Here is an 11,930-nt window from a genome sequence, read left to right as displayed (position 1 = left end):
TGCTCCGGGTCCAGCTGGAAGTTCTCCGTGAGGCGAACGCCTATCCGGGCAAAGACCATGAGCCGGTCCAGCTTGGCTTGGTCGGCTAGATCAGGGCAGGCGGGGTAGCCGAAGGAGTACCGGGCCCCTTGGTAGCCCTGTTGGAAGAGTTTTCTGATCTCCGTGGCGTCCTTAGCGGCAATCCCCCACATCTGCCGCATCCTTTTGTGCCAGTACTCCGCCAGGGCCTCCGTCATCTCCACGCTGAAGCCATGTACGAAGAGGTAATCCTGGTAGGCCCCGGCCTCAAACAAGGCCCGGGCCTTCCGGGAAGGCTCCTCCCCCATGGTGACCAGCTGGACCCCCAGGACATCCCTGGCCCCGGCCCTGAAGGCGGGAAGCCATTCCTCCTCGTCCGCCAAGGGAGGGGCAAAGCGCGCTCGGAAATAGTCCACGAGGCTTAGGCCCCCGCCCTTCTGCCGAGGGAAGGCAAAGCGTTCCCAAACCTCCCCGGTATCCGGGGAGAACACTAAAAGCTCCTCCCCTTCCCGGGCCACGGGAAAGAAGCCATAGAGAACCTTGGGCCTGAGCCAGCCCTCCTCCATGGCTTCCTTGAGAAGCCTTCGGAACACGGGTTCGGCCTCCCTTTCCACCAGGGCCTGCCATTCCTCCCGGGAAAGCCCTTGGCGGCTGTAGCCCCACTGGCCCCGGTACAGGGCCAGCTTGTTCACATAGTGGGCGAGGGTGGCCAGGTCCAGGTTCTCCTCCACCCGCACCCCGAAGAAAGGAGGCCGGGGAACGAAGGGAGCCTCCCCCACCGGCTTGGCCCTGGGCACCACCTGGGGTACCTCCACCCGGGGCTTGCTGGCCGCCCTTGCCACCGGGGTGGCCTCCCCGCTGGTGAGGGCCTCCATGAGCCTAAGGCCCTCAAAGGCATCCTCAGCGTAATGGACGTTGGGATAGATAGCCTTGAGCTCCTCCACGTAGGCGCGGGTAAGGGCCGCCCCCCCTAGGATCACCGGCAGGGTATAGCCCCTATCCCGCATGTACTCCAGGTTTTCCTTCATGACCAGGGTGCTCTTCACCAAAAGCCCCGACATCCCCACCGCATGGGGCTTGTGCTCCTCCACCGCCTTCAGGATCTCCTCAATGGGCACCTTGATGCCGAGGTTCACCACCTGGTAGCCGTTGTTGGTGAGGATGATGTCCACCAGGTTCTTGCCGATGTCGTGGACATCCCCCTTCACCGTGGCCAGGACCATCTTCCCCCGGCCTTCCCCCTGCCGTTCCATGTGGGGCTCGAGGTGGGCCACCGCCCGCTTCATCACCTCCGCGGCCTGGAGGACGAAGGGAAGCTGCATCTTCCCCGCCCCAAAGAGCTCCCCCACCTCCTTCATCCCCTCCAAAAGGGGCCCGTTGATCAGGTCCAGGGGTTTATGGCCTTCCCGTAAGGCCTCGTCCAGATCCGCCTCGAGGCCCCCCTTCCTCCCCTCCACCACCCGGCGCTTTAGCCTCTGCAAAAGGGGAAGGGCCTGGAAAGCATCCTCCTTAAGGGCAGGGTCCTCCCGGTGGGTTTCAAAATAGGCCATAAACGCCACCAGCGGGTCGTACCCCTCCCTCCTCCGGTCACAGATGAGATCCAGGGCCAGCGCGTAGGCCTCCTCGGGGATCTGGCTGATGGGGAGGATCTTCCCCGCATCCACAATGGCGGCGGTAAGCCCCCTCTTCCGGGCCTCGTCCAGGAAAATGGAGTTCAGGACCCGCCGGGCCCGGGGCTTCAGGCCAAAGGAAACGTTGGATACCCCCAGGATGAAGCCCACCCCGGGAAGCCTCTCCCGTAGCTCCTCCATGGCCAGCAGGGTTTCCTTGGCCAAGGGGCGGCTCTCCTCGTCCCCTTGGGTGATGGGGAAGGTGAGGAGGTCAAAGAGCAGGTCCTCCGGGCGGAAACCGTGGTGCTCGGTGAGGCGCTCAAACATGCGCAAGGCCACCTGCACCTTCTCCTTCCGCGTTTTGGCCATGCCCCTTTCGTCAATGGTGAGGACCACCAAGGCCGCCCCGTGGGCCTTGGCCAGAGAAGCCACCTGGTCAAACTTCAAGAGGCCGTCCTCGAGGTTGGCGGAGTTGAGAAGGACCCGGCCCGGAAGGTGCTTCAGGGCAAACTCCATGGCCTCGGGGGAAGTGGAATCCACCATGAAGGGCACGGTGACCGCCGTGGCCAGGTGGGGAAGGAGCCAGGCCAGGTCCCTAAACTCATCCCTTCCCGTCCAGGCCACGGAGAGGTCCAGGGCGTGGGCCCCCTCCTCCACCTGCTCTCGTGCCAGGGCCAGGATCCCCTCCAGGTCCCGGGCAAAGAGCATCTCCCGAAACCGCTTGCTCCCGGTGGCGTTCAGGCGCTCCCCCACCAGGAAGACGCTGGCCTCCTGGCGCAGGGGAACCGCCTGATACAGGGAGGCCACCTGGGGTGGGAAGGCTTCAGGACGCTTGGGGGCCGGCTTCCCCTTAATGGCCTCCGCCACCTGGCGGATGTGCTCCGGCCCCGTGCCGCAACACCCCCCCACGGCATTCACCCCGTACTCGGTCACGAACTTGAGGTGCCACTTGGCCAACTCCTCCGGGGTGAGGTCATAGACCACCCTTCCCCCTTCGTTCCGGGGCAGGCCCGCATTGGGCAAGCAGCTCACGAAGCGGGTAGCGTTCTCGGCAAAGTAGCGGATCTTGGCGTCCATGAGGTCGGGGCCCGTGGCGCAGTTCATGCCTACCACGTCAATGGGCAGGCTCTCCAGGGCTGCCAAGGCCGCTTGCTCGTCCGTGCCCACCAGCATGGTACCCGTGGCCTCCATGGTCACCTGGACCTGCAGGGGCACCTCCCTGCCCACCTCGGCCATGGCCTCCCGGGCCGCAAGGACGGCACACCGCACCTGCAAGATGTCCTGGGCGGTTTCCAGAAGAATCAGGTCCACCCCGCCCCTTAGAAGCCCCCGTACCGCCTCCTTATAGGCGGCAAAAAGCTCATCCCAGGTGATCTGGCCCAGGGAGATAAGCTTGGTCCCTGGGCCTAGGGCCCCCGCCACGAAGGCCCCGTAGGGCTCGGCCACCTCTTTGGCGATGCGCGCCCCCAGGTAGGCCAGCTCCTCCGCCTCCCCCTCGAGTCCATACTCCGCCAGCACATGGCGCAGGGCGCCAAAGGTATTGGTCTCAATCACCTCGGCCCCAGCCTCCAGGTAGGCCCGGTGGATCTCCTGGATGACCTCGGGCCGGGTACGGTTTAAGACCTCCGGGCAACCAAAGTAGGCCTCCCCCCCGTAATCCTCAGGGGTGAGGTCCCTCTTTTGCAACTCGGTGCCCATGGCCCCGTCAAAGACCAGGGGTCTTTCCGAGAGAGCTTTAAGGTAGGGGAACTTCTGCGCCCGGACTTCCTTGTTGTAACCCAGCCGCACCAAAGGGGCATCCCCAAAACCCGCCCCCCCCAGGTGGTGGCGGCAGCCGGGACTGCAGGTGTGGACCTCCACCATATCCCGCTAGTTTAGCCAAAGAAAGCAAGCTATGCTAGGCCCATGGACCCCTTCGGCATCCTCTACACCGACCTCTACCAGCTCACCATGGGCCAGGTCTACTTCCGGCTTGGCCTGCACGAAAGGGAAGCCCTCTTTGAAGCCTTCTATCGCAAGAACCCCGACTACGGGGCCCATCAGGCGGGTTACACCGTCTTCGCCGGTCTGGATCCCCTCTTGAGTTGGATGGAAGCCGCCCAGTTTGGTGCAGAGGAGCTGGCCGCCCTCCGCACCTTAAAGGGCCGTAGCGGCAAGCCCCTCTTCGCCGAGGATTACCTGGAATATCTAAGGGGGATAGGAGGCTTTCCGGGGCTTACCCTAAGGGCCCTTCCCGAAGGCCGGGTGGCCCATCCCCAGGTGCCCCTCATCAGCGTAGAAGGCCCTCTCCTCCAGGCCCAGCTCCTGGAAACCGCCCTTTTGAACCGCATCAACTACGAAACCCTCATCGCCACCAAGGCCAGCCGGGTGCGGGAAGCCGCAGGGGAGGCGCCGGTGCTGGAGTTCGGCCTCCGCCGCGCCCCCGCCAAAGGGGGAGAGGCCGCCACCCGGGCCAGCCTCATCGGCGGGGCCAACCGCAGTAGCGCCGTGAGCCTCTCCCACCTCCTGGGCCTCCCCTCCTCCGGCACCCATGCCCACAGCATGGTCCAGGCCTTTTTGGCGTTGGGCCACTCCGAGGAGGAGGCCTTCCAGGCCTTTGCCGAGGTCTTCCCCGACGACACCATCCTGCTTCTGGACACGGTGGACACCCTCCACTCAGGCCTGCCCCACGCCATCCGGGTATTTGAAAGGCTAAGGCGCAAAGGGCACCGGCCCGTGGGGGTACGCATTGACTCCGGGGACCTGGCCTACCTGGCCATCCAGGTGGCCAAGGAGTTGGACCAGGCGGGCTTCCCGGAGACCCTCATCGTGCTCTCCGGGGACCTGGACGAGCTGGTCATCTGGCAGATCAAAAGCCAGATCCAGGAGGAGGCCCCCCGGTACGGGGTGGACCCGGACCGCCTCCTCAAGCGCTTGGTCTACGGGGTAGGGACCCGCATGGTGGTTTCCTGGGGCTACCCGGCCCTAGGAGGGGTCTACAAGCTGGTGGCCATCCGGGAAAACGGCACCTGGGCCCCGGCCATGAAGATCTCGGACTCCCTGGAAAAGCTGCTCAATCCCGGGCACAAGAGGGTCTTTCGGGTCTACGACCACCGGGGCCTGGCCACCGCCGACCTTTTGGCCACCTTTGACGAGGAGGTCCGGGAGGACAGGCCCCTGCTCCTCCGCCACCCCACTGACCCCACCAAGCGCCGTATCCTGCAACCGGGAAGCTTCACCCTCGAGCCCCTCCTGGAAGAAGCCTACCGGGGAAGGCGCCTCTTTCCCCCCTTGCCCCTGGAAGTGCTACAAGAAAGGCGGCGCAAGGATGTGGAACGCCTGGACCCCGGGGTGCGCCGCCTGGTAAACCCCCACGTCTACCACGTATCCCTTAGCGAAAGGCTTTTCGCCCTGAAGGAGGAACTGGTGGCCCGGCTGGGCCAGGCTTAGGAGGCCTGGCGAAGCCTGGCCTCCTCCAGGGCCTTCAGGGGCTGGTCCAGGTGGGGAAGGTCAATGACCAGCTCCTTTACCCCGCTTCCCGGGGCCTCAAACATCAGGTCCACCATGGTCTTCTCCAGGATGGCCCTTAGGCCCCGGGCCCCCGTGCCCCGCTTCAGGGCCCTGCGGGCGATCTCCTTTAAGGCCGCCTGGGTAAAGCGGAGCTCAATCCCCTCCATGCGCAAAAGCTCCTGGTACTGCTTCACCAGGGCGTTTTTGGGCTCGGTAAGGATACGCACCAGGTCATCCTCCGTAAGGGGGTGGAGCTGGACGATGAGGGGGGCCCGGCCCACAAACTCCGGGATCATGCCGAACTTCACCAGGTCCTCGGGGATGACCTCCAGGGGCTCGTCCTTGGACTTGGTACGGGTAAAGCCGATGGTGGTGCGCTCGGTTCGGGCCTTCACGATGGCCTCGAGGCCCTCAAAGGCCCCGCCCAGGATGAAGAGGATGTTCTTGGTGTTCACGGGGATGAACTCCTGGTGCGGGTGCTTGCGCCCCCCTTGGGGCGGCACGTTGGCGATGGTGCCCTCAATGATCTTCAAAAGGGCCTGCTGCACGCCTTCCCCGGAAACATCCCGGGTTAAGGAGGGGTTTTCCGACTTGCGGGCGATCTTGTCAATCTCGTCAATGTAGACGATGCCCATCTCCGCCCGCTCCACGTCAAAGTCGGCGTTTTGCAGGAGGCGAAGAATAACGTTCTCCACGTCCTCCCCCACGTACCCCGCCTCGGTTAAGGTGGTGGCGTCGGCGATGGCGAAGGGCACGTCCAAAAACCGGGCCAGGGTTTCCGCAAGAAGGGTCTTGCCCGTGCCCGTGGGACCGATGAGGAGGATGTTGGCCTTGCCGATCTCCGCCTCCGGATGGAGGAGGCGTTTGTAGTGGTTGTAGACGGCCACGCTCAAGGCCCTCTTGGCCGCCTCCTGCCCCACCACGTACTGGTCCAAATGGGCCTTGATCTCCCGGGGTCTGGGCAGGCGGCTGGGCCCCTTGGGAGCCGGCTTTTCCCTGGAAAAAACCTCCCGGGCCCGCTCCACGCATTCCTCGCAGATGTAGACCTCGGCAACAGGGCTCTCCAGAAGCCGCCCCGTCTCCGGCGGGCGCAGGCCGCAGAAGCTACAGAAGGGCCTAGGCTTCCTCACGGCTCACCACCTGGTCAATGAGGCCGTACTCCATGGCCTCCTGGGCTGAAAGGTAATAGTCCCGGTCGGTGTCCTTTTCCACCTTTTCCAGGGGCTGGCCAGTGTGCTTGGCCAGGATCTCGTTCAAAAGCTTCTTGGCCTTCAGGATCTCCTGGGCCTGGATGGCGATATCGCTGGCCGTGCCCCGCACCCCGCCCCAAGGCTGGTGGATCATCACCTTGGAGTGGGGCAGGGCGTAACGCCGACCCTTTTCCCCAGCGGCCAAGATCACCGCGGCCATGCTGGCCGCCATGCCGATCACGATGGTGGAAACCGGGGCCCTGACGAACTGCATGGTGTCGTAGATGGCCAGGCCCGCATCCACCTCGCCCCCCGGGGAGTTGATGTAAAGGCGTATCTCCTGGTTGGGGTTTTGCGCATCCAGGAAAAGAAGCTGGGCCACGATGGTGTTGGCCACCTGGGAGTCTATGGGGGTGCCCAGGAAGATGATGCGATCCTTGAGTAGCCGGGAGTAGATGTCGTAGACCCGCTCGCCGCGGGCGGTCTGCTCTATGACGTAGGGTATGACCATACCAGTCCCCATTGTAGCGGCAAACCCAGGGGGAAAACCCCCCTGGGCCACCAAGGCGCACCTAGACCAGCTTGGACAAGGCCTCCTTGACCGCCTTTTCCTGGATGTACGCCGCCCTCAGCCGGGCAAGACCCCTCTCCCCAAACTCCCGCTTCAGCTCCTGCACGGAGACGCCGTAGGACCGGGCCACCGCCTGGAGGTAGGTCTGCCACTCCTCCTCGCTCACCTCGGGCTTGAGCTCCTCAGCCAAGCGCTCCTTAGCCAAGGAGCGCCGCACCCGCTTCAAGGCCTCCTGCCTCAGCTCCTCCCGGAACTTTGGCAACTCCCCTTTGTCTTCCAGGGCCTTAAGGTAGGCCTCGAGGCCAATCCCTTGCCGGGCCAGGTCCTCCGCCAGGTGCTCTAGGAGATGGCGCTCCTCCGCCTCCAGCATGGAGGGAGGGATCTCCACCTCCAACCCCTCGGCCAGTTGCTCCAAGAAGGCGCGTTCGCGGGCCTCCTGGTACTGGGCTTCCGCCTGCCGTTTCAGGCTTTCGCGCACCTTTTGCCTCAGGTCCTCCAGGCTTTCCGCCTCCAGGGTCTTGGCGAACTCCTCATCCAGCTCGGGAAGCTCCAGGGTCTTCACCTCCAGAATCTCGGTGCGCACCTCCCGCACCTTCTCCCCCTGCTCGTTCAAGACGGGGACCATGACCACCTCCCCCGCACGCCTGCCCAAAAGGGCCTCCCGCACATGGGGAAGGGCCTTGGAAAGGTCAATGGGGAACTCCGCCCCCTCCTCGGTGCGCACGAAAACGTGGTCCTTCTCCTGGGCCTCCCGATCCACGGGCACAAGCTCAGCGTAGCGCTGGCGGAGCTCCTCGAGGGCCTTCTCCACCATCTCCTCCGTGACCTCTTCCGGCGCCACCTTAAGGTCAAAGCTCCGCCAGTCGGGAAGCTTGACCTCGGGGTAGTTCTCCACCTCCGCCACGTAGCGGAAACCCTCCCCCTCCTTGAGCTCCTCCTCCACCACCCTGGCCGCCACGGGCAAAAGCCCAAGCTCTTGCACCGCCAGGGGATAGGTTTCCTCCACCAGGCGCTCCTTGAGGTCGGAAAGAAGCTCCTCCCGCCCGATCCGGGCTTCCACCACCTTCAAGGGGGCCTTGCCCGGGCGGAAGCCCGGGATGCGCACCCGCTTAGCCACGTCCCTGAGGAGGGCCTGGTAGCGCTCTTGTACCTTCTCCGCAGGCACCTCCACCCGCACCTTTACCCGATAGCCGGAACGCTCCAGGATCTCCGCCACGCCTCACCTCACTGAACAAGGGGCCTCGCCCGCGTGGTGCGAGGAGCGGGACTTGAACCCGCACGGGTTACCCCACCGGATCCTAAGTCCGGCGCGTCTACCGGTTCCGCCATCCTCGCGTGGGAGGACGAGGCCCCCCTTCAAAATACCACCCCTTTCGGGGTGGAGGTATTGGGGTGAGCGATGGGACTTGAACCCACGACCCCCGGATCCACAGTCCGGTGCTCTGACCAGCTGAGCTACGCTCACCACGCTCAGCATCCGCCATTCTAAGGGCCTAACCCCCCAACGTCAAGGCCTGAAGCCCCCCCTCCAGGCTCATGGCCTCATACCCTTCCGCCTCCAGGTAAAGGGCCGCCACCTGGCTGATAAGCCCCTTCTCGCACACCAGGAGGAGGGGAACCCGGGGCAGATGGTGTTCCCCTGCTTGGATCTTCTCCAAGGGAACCCACTCCGCCGCAAAGGGCAAGGGGGTGTGGCGCTTGTCCGCGGGGCGGACATCCACCACCTTCACCCCCTGGTGCAAAAGGGCCGGCAGCTCCTCGGGTTTGACCCTACGCATACCCCTGATTGTACCAGGAGAAGGCGGGGCCTCGAGGACCATGCGCAAAGTTATGCAATATGCCCGGGATGTTCTGCATAAGAAGTGGGGTCCTCCTTGGACAACCCGGGGCAAATATGTTATCCTCGCCCATTGGGTACGCGATGCCGCCGAGAAGAGACCTCAAGAAAATCCTCATCATCGGTTCCGGGCCCATCACCATCGGCCAGGCTGCGGAGTTTGACTACTCGGGCACCCAGGCGGTGAAGGCCCTAAGGGGTGCGGGGTACGAGGCCATCCTGGTCAACTCCAACCCCGCCACCATCATGACCGACCCCGAGCTGGCCGAGCGCACCTACCTGGAACCCCTGACCCTGGAGTACCTGGAAAAGGTGATCGCCAAGGAACGCCCCGACGCCCTCCTGCCCACCTTGGGGGGCCAGACCGCCCTAAATCTGTCCATGGCCCTCCACGAGGAAGGCATCCTCGCCCGCTACGGGGTGGAGCTTATAGGGGCCAAGGCGGAGGCCATCAAGAAGGGAGAAGACCGGGAGGAGTTCCAGAAGGCCATGCGCAAGATCGGCCTCGAGGTGCCCCGGGGCCAGATGGTGAGTAGCCTGGAGGAGGGCCTGCACTTCGCCCGGGAGGTGGGCTACCCCGTGGTGGTCCGCCCCTCCTTCACCCTCGGGGGCACCGGGGGCGGCATCGCCCATAGCGAGGCGGAGCTAAAGGAAATCCTGGGCCGGGGCCTCCTCCTTTCCCCGGTGCACACCGCCTTGGTGGAGGAATCGGTCCTGGGCTGGAAGGAGTTTGAGCTGGAGGTGATGCGGGACCATGCGGACACCGTGGTCATCATCACCAGCATTGAAAACGTGGACCCCATGGGGGTGCACACGGGGGACTCCATCACCGTGGCCCCCGCCCAGACCCTTTCCGATGTGGAGTACCAAAGGATGCGGGACGCCGCCAAGGCGGTGATCCGGGAGATCGGGGTGGACACCGGGGGCTCCAACATCCAGTTCGCCGTGGACCCCAAGACGGGCCGCCAGGTGGTCATTGAGATGAACCCCCGGGTCTCCCGCTCCAGCGCCCTGGCCTCCAAGGCCACGGGCTTTCCCATCGCCAAGATCGCCGCCCTCCTGGCGGTGGGGTACCGCCTGGACGAGCTTCCCAACGACATCACCCGCAAGACCCCAGCCTCCTTTGAACCCACCATTGACTACGTGGTGGTCAAGATCCCCCGCTTCGCCTTTGAGAAGTTCAAGGACCTCCCCAACACCCTGGGAGGCCTCACGGACCAGCTGGGCACCCAGATGAAATCCGTGGGGGAGGTGATGGCCATCGGCCGCACCTTCAAGGAGGCCCTCATGAAGGCCCTGAGGGGCCTGGAGCGGGACGTGAAGGCCCTGGCCCAGGTGCGCACGGAAGATTTGGAGAAAAAGCTCTACCCAAACCCCGACCGCATCTATGCGGTCATAGAGCTCTTGCGGCGGGGGATGCCCCTCGAGGACCTCCACCAGGCCACCCGGATTGACCGGTGGTTCCTGCATCAAATCCAGGAGATCGTGGAGGCCGAGGCTTGGCTAAGGCATAACCCGCCTAAGGACCGGGAGGACTGGCGCTTCTACAAGGGTCTGGGCCTCACCGATGCCCGCATGGGGGAGATTCTGGGCAAAGGAGAAGGAGAGGTGCGCACCGAGCGCAAGGCCTTGGGGGTGGTCCCCGTCTACAAGACCGTGGACACCTGCGCTGCGGAGTTTGAGGCCTACACCCCCTACCACTACTCCACCTACGAGCTGGAGGACGAGGTCTGGACCACGCCCAAACCCAAGGTGGTGATCCTGGGCTCGGGGCCCATCCGCATCGGCCAAGGGGTGGAGTTTGACTACGCCACGGTGCATGCGGTCTGGGCCCTGCGGGAGGCGGGCTACGAAACCATCATGGTGAACTCCAACCCTGAGACGGTCTCCACCGACTACGACACCGCCGACCGCCTCTACTTTGAGCCCCTGACCCTCGAGGATGTCCTCAACCTGGTGGAGCACGAGAAGCCCCTGGGGGTCATCGCCACCCTGGGCGGCCAAACCCCCCTGAAGCTGGCCAAGGGCCTGGAGGAGGCTGGGGTACGGCTTCTCGGCACCCCCTTCGCCGCCATCCATAAGGCGGAGGACCGCCAGGAGTTTAACCGCCTTTGCCAAGAGCTTGGCATCCCCCAGCCCGAGGGCCGGGTGGCCGCCACCCCCGAGGAAGCCCTTCGCTTGGCCCAGGAGGTGGGCTTTCCCCTCCTGGCCCGGCCCAGCTACGTGCTGGGAGGCCGGGCCATGCGGGTGCTCCACGGCCGGGAAGAACTGCAGCGCTACCTGGAGGAGGTCTACGAACCCCTTCAGGACAAGCCCTCCATCCTCCTGGACCGGTACCTGGAAGGCGCCTTGGAGCTGGATGTGGACGCCCTTTGCGACGGGGAAGAGGTGATGATCGCCGGGGTGATGGAGCACGTGGAGCGGGCCGGGGTGCACTCGGGGGACTCGGCCACGGTGCTACCCCCGGTGCACCTCTCCCCTGCCGCCTTGGAAAAGGTAAAGGCCTACACCCGCCGCCTGGCCTTGGCCGTGGGGGTTAAGGGGCTTTTGAACGTCCAGTATGCGGTCCTTGGGGAGGAGGTGTACATCCTCGAGGCCAACCCCCGGGCTAGCCGCACCGTGCCCTTCGTTTCCAAGGCCATCGGGGTTCCCCTGGCCAAACTGGCCGCCCTCATCGCTGTGGGCAAAACCCTCAAGGAGCTAGGGGTGCGGAACTTGGAACCCGTGCCCCCCTACTATGCGGTGAAGGAGGTGGTCATCCCCTGGCTCAAGTTCCCCGGGGTCATCCCGGTCCTGGGGCCCGAGATGCGCTCCACCGGGGAGAGCATGGGCCTGGACCAGGACCCCTACCTGGCCTACTACAAGGCCCAGCTGGGGGCGGGCCAAAGGCTCCCCCTCTCGGGACGGGTCCGCTTCTTGGAGGAAGGGCTTCCCGAAAAGGAGCGGGCCCGGCTGGAGGAGGTGCGCCGGGCCTACTTGGACGCCGGCTTCACCCTTTCCCACGAGGATTACGATCTGCTTATCGGCCCCATCCCTCATCCCGAGCTTCGGCGGGCCGTGGAAAAGGGCCTTCCCTTCATCACCACCCTGGAGGGCGCCTGGTGGAGCCTAAAGGCCATCCTGAGGGCCCGGGAGAAGGGCACCACGGTCAAAAGCCTTCAGGAGTGGCACGGCATCCTGGAGAGAACCTAAGGCCAGGTAGGCCCTCCCGTGTA

The 11,930-nt window shown here is 64.7% G+C and carries 7 protein-coding genes and 2 tRNA genes; 2 read left to right on the top strand and 7 right to left on the bottom strand.

What is annotated here, in order from left to right; translation table 11 throughout:
* Positions 1-3,491, bottom strand: a 3,491-nt coding sequence (gene metH, locus Q0693_RS04485; RefSeq protein WP_298629541.1) for a methionine synthase, incomplete at its 3' end; no start/stop codon positions are given.
* Between the two features lie 42 nt (positions 3,492-3,533).
* Between metH and Q0693_RS04480 the strand changes: the two genes are divergently transcribed.
* Entirely contained in the window at positions 3,534-5,057 is a 1,524-nt protein-coding gene (locus Q0693_RS04480; RefSeq protein ID WP_298629540.1) for a nicotinate phosphoribosyltransferase, read from the top strand.
* Here Q0693_RS04480 and clpX read toward each other — a convergent pair.
* The 6 genes from clpX to Q0693_RS04450 all read right to left on the bottom strand — a co-directional run bounded on the left by clpX (position 5,054) and on the right by Q0693_RS04450 (position 8,656).
* Positions 5,054-6,247 carry an ATP-dependent Clp protease ATP-binding subunit ClpX gene (gene clpX, locus Q0693_RS04475; RefSeq protein WP_243031318.1) on the bottom strand — a complete coding sequence of 398 codons (1,194 nt, stop codon included), beginning with the start codon at positions 6,245-6,247 and terminating at the stop codon, positions 5,054-5,056. The two genes, Q0693_RS04480 and clpX, sit on opposite strands and share 4 nt — an antisense overlap.
* Complete coding sequence (gene clpP, locus Q0693_RS04470) at positions 6,234-6,818, bottom strand: ATP-dependent Clp endopeptidase proteolytic subunit ClpP (RefSeq protein WP_243026828.1); 585 nt, start codon at positions 6,816-6,818, stop codon at positions 6,234-6,236. The genes clpX and clpP overlap by 14 nt, the downstream gene beginning before the upstream one ends.
* Positions 6,819-6,879: 61 nt before the next feature.
* A complete protein-coding gene (tig, locus tag Q0693_RS04465; protein WP_298629538.1) occupies positions 6,880-8,094 on the bottom strand; it encodes a trigger factor in 1,215 nt (404 codons plus the stop codon).
* Between the two features lie 34 nt (positions 8,095-8,128).
* Positions 8,129-8,213 (bottom strand) — tRNA-Leu (locus Q0693_RS04460).
* 53 nt (positions 8,214-8,266) lie between these two features.
* Positions 8,267-8,343: transfer RNA gene (locus Q0693_RS04455), tRNA-His, on the bottom strand.
* Between the two features lie 28 nt (positions 8,344-8,371).
* Complete coding sequence (locus tag Q0693_RS04450; RefSeq protein ID WP_298629536.1) at positions 8,372-8,656, bottom strand: rhodanese-like domain-containing protein; 285 nt, start codon at positions 8,654-8,656, stop codon at positions 8,372-8,374.
* 143 nt (positions 8,657-8,799) lie between these two features.
* On the opposite strand from Q0693_RS04450, the gene carB reads away from it, so the two are divergent.
* The gene (gene carB / locus Q0693_RS04445; protein ID WP_298629534.1) at positions 8,800-11,907 is read left to right on the top strand and encodes a carbamoyl-phosphate synthase large subunit; all 3,108 of its coding nucleotides are present in this window, start codon (positions 8,800-8,802) and stop codon (positions 11,905-11,907) included.
* Positions 11,908-11,930: the final 23 nt, after the last annotated feature.

It is taken from the genome of uncultured Thermus sp. (genome assembly GCF_938010445.1).
GTDB lineage: Bacteria > Deinococcota > Deinococci > Deinococcales > Thermaceae > Thermus > Thermus altitudinis.
This window is presented reverse-complemented; position numbering and strand designations above follow the sequence as displayed.